The organism is Pseudogemmobacter sonorensis (assembly GCF_042762395.1).
GTDB classification, from domain to species: domain Bacteria; phylum Pseudomonadota; class Alphaproteobacteria; order Rhodobacterales; family Rhodobacteraceae; genus Pseudogemmobacter; species Pseudogemmobacter sonorensis.
Window position 1 is genome coordinate 149428 of the sequence record NZ_JBEFZE010000001.1, and the last position, 17348, is coordinate 166775.

Annotated in this window: 15 protein-coding genes; 7 read left to right on the forward strand and 8 right to left on the reverse strand. The window is 69.5% G+C overall.

The features are described 5' to 3' along the window. Window positions 1-27: 27 nt before the first annotated feature. Window positions 28-1278 (reverse strand): tyrosine--tRNA ligase, encoded by a 1251-nt coding sequence (tyrS, locus tag ABNX41_RS00675; RefSeq protein ID WP_438667788.1) that lies wholly within the window; start codon window positions 1276-1278, stop codon window positions 28-30. A 110-nt stretch (window positions 1279-1388) separates the two neighbouring features. Between tyrS and ABNX41_RS00680 the strand changes: the two genes are divergently transcribed. Together ABNX41_RS00680 and ABNX41_RS00685 are read left to right on the forward strand one after the other, a co-directional pair. Beyond that, entirely contained in the window at window positions 1389-2678 is a 1290-nt protein-coding gene (locus ABNX41_RS00680; protein ID WP_438667789.1) for an anhydro-N-acetylmuramic acid kinase, read from the forward strand. Then, window positions 2675-3673 (forward strand): arsenic resistance protein, encoded by a 999-nt coding sequence (locus ABNX41_RS00685; RefSeq protein ID WP_438667790.1) that lies wholly within the window; start codon window positions 2675-2677, stop codon window positions 3671-3673. The genes ABNX41_RS00680 and ABNX41_RS00685 overlap by 4 nt, the downstream gene beginning before the upstream one ends. A 66-nt stretch (window positions 3674-3739) precedes the next feature. Here the strand turns inward: ABNX41_RS00685 and tkt are convergent, their stop codons facing one another. Next, on the reverse strand, window positions 3740-5713 hold the full coding sequence (gene tkt / locus ABNX41_RS00690) for a transketolase (RefSeq protein WP_438667960.1): 1974 nt from the start codon (window positions 5711-5713) through the stop codon (window positions 3740-3742). 364 nt (window positions 5714-6077) lie between these two features. Here tkt and ABNX41_RS00695 point away from each other — a divergent pair, with 364 nt between their 5' ends. Both ABNX41_RS00695 and ABNX41_RS00700 read left to right on the forward strand, forming a co-directional pair. After that, the gene (locus tag ABNX41_RS00695; protein WP_438667791.1) at window positions 6078-6710 is read left to right on the forward strand and encodes a hypothetical protein; all 633 of its coding nucleotides are present in this window, start codon (window positions 6078-6080) and stop codon (window positions 6708-6710) included. Further along, window positions 6703-7077, forward strand: coding sequence for a cell division protein ZapA (locus ABNX41_RS00700; RefSeq protein ID WP_438667792.1), 375 nt, complete (start codon window positions 6703-6705; stop codon window positions 7075-7077). The genes ABNX41_RS00695 and ABNX41_RS00700 overlap by 8 nt, the downstream gene beginning before the upstream one ends. A gap of 845 nt (window positions 7078-7922) precedes the next feature. Here ABNX41_RS00700 and trpE read toward each other — a convergent pair. The 6 genes from trpE to fabI form a co-directional block, all read right to left on the reverse strand. Continuing rightward, window positions 7923-9446, reverse strand: coding sequence for an anthranilate synthase component I (trpE, locus tag ABNX41_RS00705; protein WP_438667793.1), 1524 nt, complete (start codon window positions 9444-9446; stop codon window positions 7923-7925). Window position 9447: 1 nt separating this feature from the next. After that, window positions 9448-11337, reverse strand: a complete 1890-nt coding sequence (locus ABNX41_RS00710) for a peptidylprolyl isomerase (RefSeq protein ID WP_438667794.1) — start codon at window positions 11335-11337, stop codon at window positions 9448-9450. A 94-nt stretch (window positions 11338-11431) separates the two neighbouring features. Continuing rightward, window positions 11432-12625, reverse strand: a complete 1194-nt coding sequence (locus ABNX41_RS00715) for an aminotransferase (RefSeq protein WP_438667795.1) — start codon at window positions 12623-12625, stop codon at window positions 11432-11434. Window positions 12626-12808: 183 nt separating this feature from the next. Next, window positions 12809-13321, reverse strand: coding sequence for a xanthine phosphoribosyltransferase (gene gpt / locus ABNX41_RS00720; RefSeq protein ID WP_438667796.1), 513 nt, complete (start codon window positions 13319-13321; stop codon window positions 12809-12811). A gap of 56 nt (window positions 13322-13377) precedes the next feature. Then, on the reverse strand, window positions 13378-13965 hold the full coding sequence (locus ABNX41_RS00725; protein WP_438667797.1) for a LysE family translocator: 588 nt from the start codon (window positions 13963-13965) through the stop codon (window positions 13378-13380). After that, window positions 13962-14783 (reverse strand): enoyl-ACP reductase FabI, encoded by an 822-nt coding sequence (fabI, locus tag ABNX41_RS00730; protein WP_438667798.1) that lies wholly within the window; start codon window positions 14781-14783, stop codon window positions 13962-13964. Before fabI ends, ABNX41_RS00725 begins: the two co-directional genes overlap by 4 nt. Before the next feature lie 141 nt (window positions 14784-14924). On the opposite strand from fabI, the gene pdxH reads away from it, so the two are divergent. From pdxH to ABNX41_RS00745, 3 genes are all read left to right on the forward strand, one after another. Continuing rightward, window positions 14925-15614 (forward strand): pyridoxamine 5'-phosphate oxidase, encoded by a 690-nt coding sequence (pdxH, locus tag ABNX41_RS00735; protein WP_438667799.1) that lies wholly within the window; start codon window positions 14925-14927, stop codon window positions 15612-15614. A gap of 114 nt (window positions 15615-15728) precedes the next feature. After that, window positions 15729-16274, forward strand: coding sequence for a cold-shock protein (locus tag ABNX41_RS00740; RefSeq protein WP_438667800.1), 546 nt, complete (start codon window positions 15729-15731; stop codon window positions 16272-16274). A gap of 437 nt (window positions 16275-16711) precedes the next feature. Next, on the forward strand, window positions 16712-17251 hold the full coding sequence (locus tag ABNX41_RS00745) for a DUF192 domain-containing protein (protein WP_438667961.1): 540 nt from the start codon (window positions 16712-16714) through the stop codon (window positions 17249-17251). The last annotated feature ends 97 nt before the right edge of the window (window positions 17252-17348 follow it).

A 17348-nucleotide genomic window follows, 5' to 3' on the forward strand; every position in this document is an offset into this window, starting at 1 on the left:
ATCCTCTGGACGCCCGCCTCCGGGCGCTCAGCCGATCTCCACCAACGCATGGCGCTTCTTCCCGGCGGTCAGCTTCACCGGATCCGCCAGATCGCCCGCGCCGATGCGCAGCCCGGCATCGGTGACGATCTCGTCGTTCATCCGCGCGCCGCCCTCGGCGATCAGGCGCTTGGCATCCTTGCCCGAGGCCGCCAGCCCCGCCCGCACGAACAATTGCACGATGCCGAAGCCATCGGCCAACTCCTCGGGCGCGATCAGGATCCGGGGCAGGTCCTCGCCGATGCCGCCCTTCTCGAAGACCTCGCGCGCGGTGGCCTCGGCGGCCTGCGCCGCTTCCTCGCCATGCAAGAGCGCGGTCGCCAGATTGGCCAGCAGGATCTTGGCCTCGTTGATCTCCGAACCCTGCAGCGCGCCCAGCCGGTCGCATTCCGCCACCGGCAGCTCGGTGAAGATCTTCAGGAACCGCCCCACATCGGCGTCAGAGGTGTTGCGCCAGAACTGCCAGAACTCATAGGCCGAGAGCATGTCGCCGTTCAGCCAGACCGCGCCCGAGGCCGATTTCCCCATCTTGCGCCCGTCCGAGGTGGTCAGCAGCGGCGTGGTCAGCCCGAAGATCTGACCATCCATCACCCGCCGGGTCAGGTCGATCCCGTTGACGATATTGCCCCATTGATCCGAGCCGCCCATCTGCAGAAGACAGCCGTAGCGGCGGTGGATTTCCAGGAAATCATAGGCCTGGAGGATCATGTAGTTGAATTCCAGGAAGGACAGCGACTGCTCGCGGTCCAGCCGCGACTTCACCGATTCGAAGGACAGCATCCGGTTGACCGAGAAATGCCGCCCGATGTCGCGCAGGAATTCAAGGTAGTTCAGATGGTCCAGCCATTCGGCATTGTCGAGCATGACCGCATCCGTCGCGCCCTCGCCGTATGACAGGTAGCGCGCGAAGACCTTCCGCAGCCCGGCGATGTTCTCGGCGATCCGCTCGGAGGTCAGCAGCGGACGCTCCTCGCTGCGGAACGACGGATCGCCCACCTTGGTCGTGCCGCCGCCCATCAGGGTGATCGGCTTGTGGCCGGTCTTTTGCAGCCAGCGCAGCACCATGATGTTCATCAGATGGCCGACATGCAGCGAGGCCGCCGTGGCGTCATAGCCGATATAGGCCGGCACCACGCCCCTGAGAAGCGCATCGTCCAGCGCCTGATAATCCGTGCAATCGGCGACGAAGCCGCGCTCGAACATCACCTTGAGGAATTCGGATCGGGGTTGGTAGGCCATGGTGCGCTCCGCGCTCTCGTGCAAATAGTGGGCCGCATATAGCCGGGTGGGGGCCAAAGGGAAAGATGCGCGAGGCGCGGGTGAAGACGGGATCGGGAAAGGCGGCGGTCATGGCGATTTCGGCGGGGGCGGTTTCGGCGGGGTCGGGTTCGTCTGGCGCAGGTCCGGCCGAAGCGGGCGGGGCCAGCCCAGATCGGGCGAGCGCGGATCGGGCCGGGCCAGGCGCGGGCACGGCGGATCTTGCCGGCAAAGCGCCGGTCTGGGCGCTTGGCGCGATGTCGGGGACCTCGCTCGACGGGGTGGATGCGGCGATGATCCTGACCGACGGGCATCGGGTGCTGGAATTCGGCCCCCATGCCTATCGCCCCTATACCGAGGCCGAGCGCGCGACCTTGCGCGCGGCGCTCGGCCGCTGGCCGGGCGAGCCGGGCGTTGCCGAGGCCGCCGAGGTGGTCGAGACGGCGCATGCCGAACTGCTCTCGCGGTTCGAGGGCGCGCAGGTCCTGGGCTTTCACGGCCAGACGCTGGCGCATGATCCGCAGGGGCGCGGCACCCATCAGGCCGGGAACGGCAGCCTCCTGGCCGAGGTCCTGGGCCTGCCGGTGGTCTGGGATTTCCGCTCCTCCGACGTGGCCTTGGGCGGGCAGGGCGCGCCGCTCGCGCCGTTCTACCATTTCGCGCTGGCGCGCCGGATCGGGGCCGAGGCGCCCCTGGCCTTCCTCAACCTGGGCGGCGTCGGCAATCTGACCTGGGTCGATCCCGCGCAGCCGGGCCCCGAGGTGCCGGGCGCGCTTCTGGCCTTCGACACCGGCCCGGCCAATGCGCCGATCGACGATCTGATGCGGGCGCGGCTGGGGCTGTCTTGCGACCGTGACGGGCGCATGGCCGCGAAGGGCCGGGTGCGGCGGCAGGTGGTCGAGGCCTTCCTGCGCGATCCCTATTTCGCGCGGATGCCGCCGAAATCGCTCGACCGCGACGCTTTCGCGGGGCTGCTTGAGCGGGTCCGCCGCCTCGACACCCCGGCCGCCGCCGCCACGCTGACCGCCGCCGCCGCCAGCGCGGTCGCGCGGGGGGCCGAGCATTTCCCCGCCCCGGTCTCGCGGCTTCTGGTTGCGGGCGGGGGGCGGCACAACCCGGTCCTGATGCGCCATCTCGCGCGCCAGATCGGCGTCCCGGTGGCGCCGGTCGAGGCGGCGGGCCTTGACGGCGACATGATCGAGGCCCAGGCCTTCGCCTTTCTCGCCGTGCGGGTGGCGCGGGGGATGGCGACCTCGGGCCCCGGCACGACCGGGGTCGCGGCCTTCGTCGGCGGCGGCCAGATCAGCCGCCCCGAAACTGGGCCCGAAACCGATCTCGAAACCGGGCCAGAACCGCCCGGGCCGGGGCCGGATCCGGCATGAGTCCGATCCCGACGCGCGAGGGGATGGAGCGCGGCCAGCTCTGGATCTATCTGCTGGCGATCCTGGCGGGGCTGGGGCTCGGCGCGGTCCTGCCGCCGGGCGCGGGCCCGGGGCTGGAGGCCTTGCTCTGGCCCGCGCTGGCACTGCTCTTATACGCCACCTTCGCCCAGGCGGGCCTCACGCGCCTGCCCGAGGCCTTTCGCGACCGAAGGCTGATCGCGGCGGCGCTGGCGGGGAATTTCGTCGCCCTGCCGCTTCTGGTGCTGGCGGTGCTGCAACTGGCGCCCGATGATCCGCCGATCCGGCTGGGGCTTTTGCTGGTGCTGCTGGTGCCCTGCACCGACTGGTTCCTGACCTTCACCCATCAGGCCGGGGGCGACCTGCGCCGCGCCATCGCCATCACGCCCGCGCTGCTTCTGGGCCAGATGCTGGCGCTGCCGCTTTACCTGTGGCTGTTCATGGGGTCGGAATTCGCGGGGCCGGAATTCGCCGGAATCGTTTCGGGCATGCGGATGGCGGCGGTGTTTCTTGGCGTGATGGCGCTGCCCTTGGCTCTGGCCTTCGCGACCGAGAAATGGGCCGCGCGCGCGGCCCGGGGGGCGGCGCTGGTCGCGCGGATCGGCTGGGCGCCGGTGCCGCTGCTGGCGCTGGTCTTGTTCCTGATCGCCGCCTCGCAGGTCGAGCCGGGGCGGGGCGCGCTGCCGGTTCTGTGGCGGATCCTGCCCGCCTGCCTGGCCTTTCTGGCCGGGGCGGTGCTGATCGGGGTCGGGATAGGCCGGGGGCTGGGGCTGCCGGTGGCGCAGGCGCGGGTGCTGGTCTTCACCTTCGCCACCCGCAATTCCTTTGTCGTGCTGCCCTTCGCGCTGGCGCTGCCCCCCGGCTGGGAGGCCGCCGCCGTCACCGTCATCTTTCAGTCGCTGATCGAGCTTTTCGCGATGCTGGCGCTGTTGTGGCTGGTGCCCAGATGGCTGTTGCCCGACAGAACCGGCGAATGAAAAGGGCCGGGGTTTCCCCCGGCCCGTTTCATATCCTGCGGCGTCCCCCTCGGGGCAGGGCCGTTCTCAAAACAGGGCCTTGGCCTTGGCCACCGCCGCCTCGGCGGTGATGCCGAATTCCTTGTAAAGCCGGTCATAGGGCGCCGAGGCCCCGAAGGAGGACATGCCGACGAAATCGGCCTTGGCCTCGCGCCCGCGCTCACCCAGAAGCCAGCGGTCCCAGCCCTGGCGCACGCCCGCCTCGATGGCGATGCGGACCGGGCCCGAGGGCAGGACCTTCTTGCGCCAGGCCTCGTCCTGCCGGGCGAACAGCTCCATCGACGGCATCGAGACGACGCGGGTGCCGATGCCTTCGGCCTCCAGCGTGGCGCGGGCGTTCAGCGCGATCTCGACCTCCGATCCGGTGGCGATCAGGATGACCTGACGCTTGCCCGTGGCTTCGGCCAGCACATAGGCGCCGCGCGCGGACAGGTTCTGTCCGGTGTGCGAGGTCCGCACGGCGGCGAGGTTCTGCCGGCTCAGCGCGAGGACGGAGGGCGTGGCCTTCTGCGTCAGCGCGATCTCCCAGCACTCGGCCACCTCGACCAGATCGGCGGGGCGCAGGACCAGCGTGTTGGGCGTGGCGCGGCTGATCGCCAGATGCTCGACCGGCTGGTGGGTCGGCCCATCCTCGCCCAGGCCGATCGAATCATGGGTCATGACATAGACCACCGGCACACCCATCAGCGCCGAAAGCCGCATCGACGGCCGGGCGTAATCGGTGAAGGCCATGAAGGTGCCCGAATAGGGCCGCAGGCCGCCATGCAGCGCCATGCCGTTCATCGCCGAGGCCATGCCGTGCTCGCGGATGCCCCAATACATGTAGCGGCCCTTGCGGCTGTCCAGGTCGAAGACGCCCAGATCGGCGGTCTTGGTGTTGTTCGATCCGGTAAGGTCGGCCGAGCCGCCGAAGGTCTCGGGCATGATCGGGTTCACCGCCGCCAGCACCTTTTCCGAGGCCGCGCGGGTGGCAAGCTTCGCGGGCGCCTCGACGGCGGATTTCTTCACCGCGCGGATCGCGGCGGCCAGCTTCGCCGGCGCCTCGCCCGAGAAGATCCGCTCGAATTCGGCGCGCTTGCCCTGGGGCAGGGCGGCCAGCCGGCTCTCCCATTCCGCGCGGGCCTCGGCGCCGCGCCGCCCCAGGCCTTCCCACCAGGCCTTGATCTCGGCGGGCACCTCGAAGGGGCCGCCGGTCCAGCCATAGACATCCTTGGCGGCCTGAAGCTGGGCCTTGTCGGTCAGCGCGCCATGGCCTTTCGACGTGTCCTGCGCGGCATGGCCAAGCGCGATATGGGTCTTGCAGTCGATCAGCGCCGGGCCGGGGCTGGCCTTGGCGGCGGTGATCGCGCGGTCGATGTCCTCGGGGTCATGGCCGTCGCAATGGAACACGTCCCAGCCCGAGGCCGCGAAACGCGCGCGCTGGTCGGTCACGTCGGAAAGCGAGACCTTGCCGTCGATGGTGATGTCGTTGTTGTCCCACAGCACGATCAGCCGCGACAGCTTCTGGCGCCCGGCGATGCCGATGGCCTCCTGGCTGACGCCCTCCATCAGGCAGCCGTCGCCCGCGATGACATAGGTGTAATGGTCCTGCACCTTGGCGCCGTAGCGGGCGCGCAGGTTCTCTTCCGCCATGGCGAAGCCCACGGAATTGGAGATGCCCTGGCCCAAGGGGCCGGTCGTCGTCTCCACCCCCGCGACATGGCCGTATTCGGGATGGCCCGCCGTGATCGCGCCCCATTGGCGGAAGCTTCGGATCTGGTCGAGCGTGACATCCTCGTATCCGGTCAGATGCAGCAGCGCATAGATCAGCATCGAGCCATGGCCAGCCGACAGGATGAACCGGTCCCGGTCCGGCCAGCGCGGCGCCTTGGGATCGAATTTCAGATGTTTCTCGAAAAGCACGGTCGCCACGTCGGCCATGCCCATCGGCATGCCGGAATGGCCCGAACTGGCGGCGGCGACGGCATCGAGCGTCAGCGCGCGGATGGCGCTTGCACGCATCCAATGGTCGGGGTGGCGGGCTCGGATCTGTTCGATATCCACGGGGCGCGTCCTTCATCCGGGGCTGGAACCTGCGCGCCCCTTAGCCCATGGCGCCGCGCAAGATCAAGCGAAGAGCCGGGACGGCCCCCAAGGCCTTGGCGGGAAAGGGGCAGGGGCCGGGGCGGTGAGGGGCCGGATTCGCGCCAAACCGGCGCCGGGGGGCTTTCGCGGTCGATTCGCTTGCGTTACCCTTGGGCGGAGAAGGGGCGGCGACGGCCCCGCGACCGGGGCCCCGACAGGTCCGGGTCCGCCCTCCGCGCCCGGCCCGGCGGGACCCGGCTGCGGGGCGGGAGGCGGCAAGAGGTGCAGGAAGGGGTGGCGGATGCAGGAGATCGTGGAACTTGAGCGGCGGATCGCCGCCGCGCTGGAGCGGATCGGCCTCGGGATCGAGGCCCTACCCCTCCCCGCGACACCGCCCGAACCCGCGCCCAAGGTCGAGCCCGCGCCCAAGGTCGAGCCCGAGCCCGAGGCGGCGGCGGAAGATACGCCCCCCGATGGCGCAGAGGACGCGCCGCTGCCTTCCCCTGGGCCCGCGCCGGAGGCCGAGGGCCTCGTCATCTCGCGCCTGCGCCAGCGCCTTGCCGAGGCGCGCGAATCCGAGGCCCGGCTGCGCGCCGAACAGGAAGAAAAGCTCGCCCGCCTCATCCATATCAACGACATCCAGGGGCTGGAGCTGCAACGGATGCGCCGCGCCACCTTCGCGCTTGGCGAGGAATTGCGCCGCCTGCGCGAGGCCGGGGCCGAGGCGCTCTCGGACCCCTCGCTGATCAACCGCGCGCTGCTGGCCGAACTCGACGCCCTGCGCGCCACCCGGTTTTCCGAAATCGCCGAACTCGACGATATCTCCGCCGCGCTCGACGCCCATCTGACGGCGGCCGAAACCCCGCCCGCCCAATCCCTGCCGGACGAAGGCGCCATGCCCGCGGCCAAAGCCCTGGAGGCCGACGATGCCTGAGATCGAAGTCACTATCGGCGCGCGGAATTTCACCGTCTCCTGCCAGCCCGGAGAAGAGCATTTCCTGCGCGCCGCGGCGGGCCTTCTGGATGCCGAGGCCCAGCCCCTGGTCGCCGCGATGGGGCGGCTGCCCGAATCGAAGATGCTTCTGATGGCGGGGTTGATGCTGGCGGACAAGACCGCCGCGCTGGAGGATGAGCTGCGCAGCCTGCGCGAAAGCATCGCCGCGCTCGAGGCCCGGCCCGCGCCCGATCCGGTCACCGTCGAAGTGCCGGTCATCCCGCCCCAGGTGCCCGAAACCCTCGCCGAAATCGCCGCCCGTGCCGAGGCGCTCGCAGCGCGGATCGAGGAAAAGGCGGCGGGCTGACCCGCTGCCGCAATCGCCGACCCGCGCTGCTCCGGCAAAGCGCCCCGCCCGATCCATGGGGCGTTCATCGCCCCGGGGGCGCGAAAACGCTCCACCCGGCGCCTGACCACAGGCGCCCCGACCACAGGCCCCCCCGACCACGGGCCCCCCGACCACGGGCCCCCCGACCACGGGCCCCCGACAAACCGGCCGCATCGAAGCACCCGTCTCCCCGCTCCGGGGCTCTGCTGCAAAGGCCGAATCTCCCGCCCGCCTTCTCTCCCCCACGGTGCCCGGATCGGCCCTGGCCGCGCAATCATGTCCCTGAAAATAAAACATGCGCGCAGCGACGACCCTAAACCTCCTGCCCCGATGGCCGCGCTCCGGCTCCAGGCATACCGATTTCCGAACCATGCTCCACAAGCCGCAGAACAGAATCCCGCCCCCGCCATGACGGACAGCGCCCCAGATTCCACCCGATCCGCCCCAGAACCGGCACGGTTCAGGACATGCCGGACACAGCCCTCAACCTGCAGCGCGAAGCCCGCACGCCCATATCACACCGCACCCGCGCCTCCGCTCCCCCCGCGCCACCGCCAAGGCAGCACCCGCGGCCCCTAGACCTGGGCCTTGACCCGGATGCGATAGCGCCCGTCGACGAACACTCCGGCAATCGCGGGCAGCAGGATGCAAAACCCCACCAATCAAGGGACACCGCACCGAACCCGGAACCCACCCCATTTCTTCTTTGCAAAAATATCCCGGGGGTGAGGCGCCAAAGGCGCCGAGGGGGCAGCGCCCCCTTCCTGCCCCCCAACGAAAACCGCCCGCCGCTCGAGGAGGGCCCAAGCCCCCGCCGACAAGCCTCAGCCGTTGCCGCGCCCCGGACCGCCCCCGGCGAAAAGCCCCGCCTCCTCGGCGGCGCGGCGCAGGGCGCCGGACTTGTTCACCGTTTCCTGGTATTCGGCCTCGGGATCGCTGTCATAGACCACGCCGCCCCCGGCCTGGATATACAGCTTTTCGTCCTTGATCACCGCCGTGCGCAGCGCGATGCAGAAATCCATCTCGCCATTGGCGGCGAAATAGCCAAGCCCGCCGCCATAGACGCCGCGCTTCTCGGGCTCCAGCTCGTCGATGATCTCCATCGCGCGCACCTTGGGCGCGCCCGAGACCGTGCCCGCGGGCAGGCCCGCCAGCAGGGCCGAGAGCGCATCCTCGCCGTCGCGGATCTCGCCCACCACGTTCGAGACGATATGCATCACATGGGAATAACGCTCGATGATGAACTTCTCGGTCGGCCGCACCGTGCCGGGCTTCGCCACCCGGCCCACATCGTTGCGGCCCAGGTCCAGCAGCATCAGATGCTCGGCCAGTTCCTTCTGGTCGGACAGTAGGTCCTCCTCCAGCGCGCGATCCTCGGCGGGCGTCGCGCCGCGCTTGCGCGTGCCCGCGATCGGGCGCACCGTCACCTCGCCGTCGCGCAGCCGCACCAGGATCTCGGGGCTGGCGCCGACGACCTGGAAGGTGCCGAAATTGAAGAAGAACATAAAGGGCGAAGGGTTGGTCCGCCGCAACGAGCGGTAGAGCGCGAAGGGCGGCAGCGCGAAATCCATCGTCCAGCGTTGCGAGGGCACGACCTGGAAGATATCGCCCGCTCGGATATAGCCCTTGGCCTTCTCGACCGCCGCGCGATAGGCTTCGGGCGCGAAATTCGACACCAATGGCCCGGTCAGCGCCGCGCCGTCCATTGCCCGGCTTGCCCCCCCGGGCGTGCGGTCCAGATCGCGCAGCGCCTCCATCACCCGCTCGGCGGCCTGGGCATAGGCGGCGCGGGCCGACAGCCCGCTCGCCGCCCAGGCGGGCGAGACCAGGATCACCTCGCCGCGCACGCCGTCCAGGATCGCCACCACCGAAGGCCGCAGCAGCACCGCATCCGGCGTGCCGATCGGATCGGGGTTCACATCGGGCAGATCCTCGACCAGGCGGATCATGTCATAGCCCAGATAGCCGAACAGCCCCGCCGCCATGGCGGGCAGGCCCTCGGGCATGTCGATCCGGCATTCGGCGATCAGCGCGCGCAGGTTCTCCAGCGGATCTCCGGGCTGCGGGGCGAATTCCCCGGGTTCGATCCGGGCCTGGCGGTTGATCTCCGAGGCCTTGCCCCGGCAGCGCCAGATCAGGTCGGGCTTCATGCCGACGATGGAATAGCGGCCCCGGATCTCGCCTCCGGTGACGGATTCGAGCATGAAGGTCTCGGCCCGCGCCTCGGCCAGCTTGAGCATGAGCGAGACCGGCGTGTCCAGATCGGCCGCCAGCCGGGTCCAGACGATCTGGTTCCTGCCCTGGCCCCAGGCTTTTTCGAAGGCGTCGAAGGCGGGTTCGAGGGTCATCTTACTGCAGGCTCGCATTCACCAGATTGATCGCGTTCTGGTCGATGGAAATGCCCGCCGCGCGCGCGCTGGCATCGGTAAAGGCCGTCAGCGCATCCCGCGCCAGCGCGGTTTCAAGATTGCGGGCCAGATCGTCGCGCGCCGCATCGGCCGCCTCGCCGGTCTCGGCGGCGGCATGGATCTGGTCGAGCCGCAAGACCGCGACGAAATCGCCCGAGACGATCACCCGCAGATCGCCCGGTTCCATGGCGAAGATGTCCCCGATCAGCGTCGCGGGCGCATTGGCGATCGCGCCCGAGCGGGCGATCTCGCGCGTGACCTCGACCATGCCCTGGGTGGAAAGCGAGGCGCCGCCCTCGACCGCCGCCTTGATCGCCTCGGCGCGCGTGGCCAGCGCCTCGGCCAGCCGGGCGCCCTCCAGCGCGTCGTTCACCGCCTCGCGCGCCTCGTCGAAGGGGATGGGGGCAGGAGGCAGGGTCTCGACATATTCGATGGCGACCACGCCGCCGTCGTCCAGCAGCACCGCTTCGGCGAAATCGCCCTCGGCCACCGCCTCGGCGGCCTGGCGGAAGGCCGAATAGCCCTCAAGCACATGATCGCCCTGAAGCGCGGCCGCGTAATCGAGCGTGCCGTATTCCATCCCCATCAGCCCGGCCAGCGAATCGAGCGATTCTCCCCCGGCCAGCAGGTCGTCGATCTCGTCGACCCGCGCCGCGATCTCGCGCCGCGCGGCCTCGGCCTGGATCTCCTCGGCCAGTTGCGCGCGGGCCTCCTCGAAGCTGACCTCCTCGCCCGGAAGCGTGCCGTTCACCCGGAACAGCGCGGGCCCCAGCGGGGTTTCGGCCGCGACGACCGTGCCCTCCGCCGCCGCGAAGACCGCAGCCCCCGCCGCGCCCAGTTCGGGCTCGCTCACATCGCCCATGTCGACCGCGATCATGGTCAGGCCGCGCGCCTCGACCAGAGCCTCGAACCCGGTCCCGGCCTGATGGGCGGCCAGGGCGGCATCGCGGGCGGCCTCGTCGGGATAGACCAGCCGCTCGACCAGCCGCCGCTCGGCCACGACGAATTCGGCGATGCGGTCCTGATAAAGCTGCTCCAGCGCGGGTTCATCGACCGGCTGGTCGCCCGCAAGCATCGCGGGCAGCAGCATCGCATATTGGATACGCTTGGATTCGGGGCGGGTGAAGGCCTCGGGATTGGCGTCGTAATAGGCCCGAAGCGCCGCCTCGTCCGCCGGGGCGGGCAGTTCGGCCAGATCGCCCGGCCCAAGCCGCAGAAGCGAGAAACCCCGCCGCTCGGCCTCGAAACGGTAAAGCGCATCGACCAGCGCCGCAGGCGCCCTGGTCCCGCCCGCGACCGAGGCCGACAGAAGCGAGCGCGAGATGTCGCGGCGCACCGAGGCTTCGAATTCCGCCTCGGTCCAGCCGTTCTGCTGCAGCGACTGGCGGTAGCCCGTGCGGTCGAAGCCGCCGGTCGCCCCGGTGAACGAGCTTGAGCGCATCACCTCGGTCGCCACCGTGGCATCGCCGACCGAGACGCCCACCGACCAGGCCTCGTTGTCCAGCGCCGCCTGCGAGACCAGCTCCGACAGCACCTGCTCGCCCAGGCCGAGCGCCAGAAGGTCCTGGACGCCGAAAGCCATGCCGAACTGCTGCGTGATCGCCGAGGATTGCTGGTAAAGCGCCCGCGAATATTCGCGAGTGGTGATGCGGGTGTCGCCCACGGTGCCGATGGTCGAGACGGTGGTGCCGAAGCTCGACGCGCCGAAACCGCCAAGGCCCAGGATCAGAAGCGCGGTGACGCCCCAGGTCGCGGCCTGCTTGCCGCGCGCGGGCTTTTTCCGCTCGCCTCCGTCGTCCGATCCCGCCTTCGCCTCTCGCGCCTTCGCCATGCCCGGCCCCGCCTTGCTTCCCGTCCAGTTCCCGGACTGTCTAGAGGGAAGGCGGGGGCGGGGCAAGATGGGCAGGCCAGACCGCCCGCCGCTCTCAGGGCCGGAAGGCCGACAGCCGGGCGAACATCTCGGCGATGCCGGTGGCGTCGATATTGGCGAAGGCGATGCGGATCTGGCGCCGCCCGGCCGCGGATCCTTCGGGCTGGAACATGGTGCCGGGCAGCATCAGCAGCGCGCAATCGTCGACCAGCCTTTTGCACAAAACGTCCGAGGCCATGTCGTAGGGATGCTCGACATAGGCGAAATAGGCGCCGCAACCCAAGAGCCGCCAACCCTCCAGCGCGGCGAAGCCCTCGATCATGGCGCGGCGGCGGGCAAGGATCTCGTCGCGCTCGCCCGCCACCCATTGCGACAGGTTGCGCATCCCCCAGAGCGCGCCGATCTGGCCAAGCTGAGAGGGGCAGATCGCCACGGTGTCGAGGAATTTCTCGACCTCGGCCAGCCGCGCCTGCGAGGCGGTGATCGAGCCGACGCGATGCCCGGTCAGCCGGTAGGCCTTGGAAAAGCTGTAAAGCTGGATCAGAACCTCGTCCCAGGCGGGATCCTGAAACAGGTCGTGCGGGCGCCCGCCGGTCAGGGCAGAATGGCGGCTGTCGAAATCGCGGTAGGTCTCGTCCACGATCAGGGCGAGGCCGTGGCGGCGGGCAAGGTCGCGGAATTCGGCCAGGACCGGCGCCGGATATTCGACCCCGCCCGGATTGTTGGGGGTGACCAGCACGATGGCCCGGGTCCGAGGGGTGATCAGCGCGGCGCAGGCCCCGGCCGAGGGAACCAGCGTCTCGCCGCTGTCGAGGGGAACCGTGGCCACCCCGTTCATGTCGAGCCACATGCGATGGTTGAAATACCACGGCGTGGGCAGGATCACCTCGTCCCCCGGTCCCGCGAGCGTGGCCATCACCGCGCAGAAGGCCTGGTTGCAGCCCTGGGTGATCGCGACCTGCGCAGGCAGGATCCTTCCGCCATAGGCCAGGGAAAACTGCTCCGCGATCTCTTCGCGCAGCGCGCCCATCCCCAGGACGGGGCCGTAGAGATGCGCCTGCGGATCGTCGAGCGCGGCCGCGGCCAGGGCCTCGCGCAGCCCGAGCGGCGGACTTTCGACCGGGGCGGCCTGGCTCACGTTGATCAGGGGGCGGGCGGGGTCGAAGCTCTTGCCCTGGATCCAGCGCCGCGCCTCCATCACCGGAGGGGCGTCGGTCGTGGCGAAGGCGGGGTTCAGGGGCAGGGGCATCAAGCGGATCCGTTCGGGCTTGTGGCAAACCGGGACGGGGGCTGTCTGCCCCCGGCGCCCTTTCAGGGCGCTCCCCCGAGGATATTTGGACCAAGATGAAAGACCAGATGCTTCGTCTTCATCTTGGCAGAAATATCCCGGGGGTGAGGCCCGCAAGGGCCGAGGGGGCGGCGCCCCCTTGCTTCAATCCGCGCCGCGATAGGGCTGCACATATTGCAGCGCCATGTCCCAGGGGAAGAAGATCCAGGTGTCCTGGCTGACCTCGGTGATATAGGTGTCGACCTGCGGGCGGCCATGGGGCTTGGCATAGACGGTGGCGAAATGCGCCTTGGGATAGAGCCGCCGCACCAGTTCCAGCGTTTTCCCCGAATCGACCAGATCGTCGATCACCAGGATGCCGGAGCCGTCGCCCATCAGCTCGGCCTGGGGCGATTTGGTGACCTGCGCCTCGACCTGGGCCTGGTGGTTGTAGGATTTCACGCTGATCGTGTCGATCACGCGGATGTCGAGTTCGCGCGCGACGATCATTGCCGGAACCAGTCCGCCCCGGGTGATCGCGACCACGGCGCGCCATTGCCCGCCTTCGCCGGGCCCGCGACCGTCGAGCCGCCAGGACAAGGCCCGGGCATCGCGATGGATCTGGTCCCAACTGACATGGAACCCTTTCTCATGCGGAAGGCGATCTGCGGCGGCCATGCGGTCCTCTCTGTCGTTGCGGGTGGCGGCGGGTCGATATCTGCGGGGCGTGAAGTTCAGGGCGCGGCGATCCCGATCCGCGGAAGGGCGCCCATTCCCGCGAGGCTGCGGTCGATCTCGGTCTTGGGGCCGATAGGGCCCGTGCGGGTGGGCTCGGGCGGGCAGATCCGCGCGACGATGCCGTTCCACGGCGTCTCGTCGCGAAACATCCTCGCGGGCGCCGCCGCATGGGCACGAGGCGCGCCGCCCGGCGGCAGGGGGCCGAGCCGGGGGCCGAGGAAGATCGCGCGGAGCATCGCCGCCGGTTCGGGAGTGGCAAGCCGGGGTCGCAAGGCCGAGAGGCCCCGGCGGGGCAGGGGGCGCATATCCAGAGGGGCGCGGGTACGCCCCCAGGCCATCCACAGCGGACAGGCCGCGCCGAAGATCTTAAGCGTCCATGGGGCGACGGCGAAGAGGGCGGTCGGCCTGGGCATCGCCGCCAGGGCGCAGAACACCGCGCCGGTCCCCGCCATCAGCGGCATGCCGCTGCGCAGCCCCTCGATTCGCGCCGCCATCCGCGCCGCCATCCCCACCGCAGGCCCCGGGCGGCGCGCGGCGGCGAGGCGCGCGCGCCCCGCGAAGGCGAGGGCGGCGGCCGGGATCACTCCTTGCGGCCCGTCACGATGTCGATGTCCGGGGCGTCGATCGCCTTCATGCCCACGACATGATAGCCCGCATCGACATGGAGGTTCTCGCCCGTGGTGCCCGAGCCGAGATCCGACAGCAGATAAAGCGCGGCCTTGCCGACCTCTTCCTGGGTCACGTTGCGCCGCAGGGGCGAGTTCAGCTCGTTCCAGCGCAGGATATAGCGGAAATCGCCGATCCCCGACGAGGCCAGCGTCTTGATCGGCCCGGCGCTGATCGCATTCACCCGGATGCCGTCGCGGCCGAAATCCTCGGCCAGGTATTTGACGGAAGCCTCCAGCGCGGCCTTGGCCACGCCCATCACGTTGTAATGCGGCATGACCTTTTCGGCGCCGTAATAGGTCAGCGTCAGGATCGAGCCGCCAGGCCCCATCAGCGCCCCCGCCCGCCGCGCGACGGCGGTGAAGCTGTAGACCGAGATGTCCATCGACATCAGGAAATTGGCGCGGCTGGTCTCGGCATAGCGGCCGCGCAATTCGTTCTTGTCGGAAAATCCGATGGCATGGACGACGAAATCGAGCTTGCCCCATTTCGCCTCCAGCGCGCCAAACAGCGCGTCGAGGCTTTCCTCGCTGGCCACGTCGCATTCGTAGAGCAGCGGCGTTCCAAGGCTGGCCGCCAGCGGCTCCACCCGCTTCTTGAGCGCATCCCCGAGATAGGAGAAGGCAAGCTCGGCCCCCTGCGCGGCCAGGGCCTGGGCGATGCCCCAGGCGATCGACTTGTCGTTGGCAAGGCCCATGATCAGGCCGCGCTTTCCTGCCATCAGTCCGGTTGACATTCCGTTTCCCTCGCCCACCCTTACGGCACGTTGAGCCCGGTGTTTAGGCGCAAAGGCGGTCTGCCGCAAGGGTTGCGGGCGGGGGCGGGGCGGCGCGCGCCGGAGAGGCGGGGCGGCCCGTAAAGGACGAAAGGACAGGCGATGGTCGGGGCAGGGGACGGGGCGCAGGGCGGGGCGCCGGATCGGCAACAATCCGCGGAGGCGCCGCCCGCGCGGTCGGGGATCTTCGCGGGCGCGGATCCCTTCGCCATCGCGCGCCGCTGGCTCGCCGAGGCCGAGACCAGCGAGATCAACGATCCCAACGCCATCGCCCTTGCCACGGCGGATGCCGACGGCCTGCCCAATGTGCGGATGGTTCTGCTCAAGGAGATCGAGGCCGACGCCTTCGTCTTCTACACCAATTACAATTCGGTGAAGGCGCGGGAGATCGGCAGTGCCGAGGCGATTGCCCAAGGTGAAGGCAAAGCTGCCTTCGTTCTGCACTGGAAAAGTCTGCGGCGGCAGATTCGGGTGCGCGGCCTGGTTTCGCGTGAGGATGGTCCGCAGGCGGATGCCTATTTTGACAGCAGAAGCCTGAAGTCTCGGCTGGGGGCCTGGGCCTCGCAGCAATCCCTTCCGCTGGCCTCGCGCGAGGCGCTGATGGCCGAGGTCGCGAAGGTTACGCTGCGCCAGGGACCGATGCCGAAACGCCCGCCGCATTGGGGCGGATTCCGCATCCATCCCGTGGAAATCGAGTTCTGGGCGGACGGCAATTTCCGCCTGCACGACCGCTTCCGCTGGACCCGGACGGGACTGGACGCGCCCTGGGGGATCCAGCGTTTGAATCCATGATTACGGTTGCGTGGTAAACTATTATTCCGGGATGTTACGATTTCCTCTTGAACCTTACCCTTCGAAAGCCGCATCAACACGAACGGGGCTTAATCTGGGGAGATAGCTCTTGCTATGACGGAAGAAGAGAAGGCCGTGCAGTTGTTGCAGGGCCGGGTGAAGTGGTTTGATCCGGCCAAGGGCTTTGGCTTCATCGTATCAGATAATACCAATGCCGACATCCTGTTGCACGCCAATGTCTTGCGCAATTTCGGGCAAAGCTCGGTCGCGGACGGTGCGGGAATCACGGTGCGGATCCAGACCACCTCGCGCGGCGTTCAGGCGGTTGAGGTTCTGAAGATCGAGCCGCCGGAAGGCGGCTTGGTTCCGCTTGGAGACGAAGCGGGCGTCGTGTCGACCGAGGATCTGCTCGGGCTCGAGATGGAGCCTGCGCGCGTCAAATGGTTCGACAAGGCCAAGGGTTTCGGCTTTGCCAATGTCTTCGGGCGTCCCGAGGACGTGTTCATTCATGTCGAGGTGCTGCGCGTCTCGGGTTTCGCCGATCTGGGATCGGGCGAGGCGGTGGCGCTGCGGGTGGTCGAGGGGCGCCGGGGCCGCATGGCGGTGCAGGTGCTGAGCTGGGAAAGCGCGGTGAAGGCGCGGGCCGGGCAAGAGGCCTGAGCCCGGCCGCGCGGGCCCCGGATCTTCCTGCGGGATCTTCCTGTGGAAATCGTTCCTGGAGCCCTCCCGGACCCTGTCCGGGGGCGCGTCCCTGCCTGTCCGGCGGCTGGTCTTTCGGCGGCGGGGGTGGCATCCTTGCGGGGAAACCTTCAGGGAGGCGCGTCTGGCATGGATGCCGATATGACCCTTTTGCCGTCCGCTCCGGCGGATCCGGCGTCGCCGCTGCGATCCGGCGGCGGCGGTCGCTTGCCTTGCGGGCGCGGCATGGCGGCGGCGCGGTCGCGCGGCTTGCCGCGCGCCGACGGGCGGCTTGCAAGGTCGTCCTTTGGGGGCGGCCGGTCGCTTTGCCGGGCTGCGCAGGGCCTTGCCATGCTGCGCGGTTGTCTCCTCATGCCGGGTGGTCATTTTGCCGCGCGGCAGGGGGCTTTGCCATGCCGATGAGCGACCGCTTTGCCGGACTGCCCGGCCGCGCTGCCGCGCTGCGCGGTTGCCTTGCCGCGCTGCTCGTGGCGCTGCTTGCCGCCATTCCGCCCGCCGCCGCCCGGGCCGAGACCACCGACACCCCGGCGCTTGCCGCCTGCGCCACCGACCGCGTCGACATCGGCTGGGCGACCGGGCGTCAGAGCTTCGTCGTCGAGATCGCCGACACCGCCGAGAGCCGGGCGCTCGGGCTGATGCACCGCGAGTCGATGCCTGCCGGGGCGGGGATGCTTTTCGTCTATGAAAGCCCGCGGCCGGTGGCCTTCTGGATGGAGAACACGCTGATCCCGCTGGACATGGTCTTCGCCGACGCCTTCGGGCGGGTGACGCGGGTCCATGCCGAGGCGGTGCCGCTGGACCGCACCCCGATCGATGGCGGCGAGGGCGTGCGCTTCGTGCTTGAGATCAACGGCGGGCTGGCGGCGCAACTGGGGATCGAGCCGGGCGCGCTGCTGCGCCATCCCGCCATCGGCCCCTCGGCGCTCTGGCCCTGCTGAACGGGGGCGCTCGCGAAAGGCCGGTTTTCGCGAGCGGCCTCTGGTGAGGGTTTGGCGGCAGCGCCGTCATGGGTGCGGTAACGGCCCGGGCCGGGGT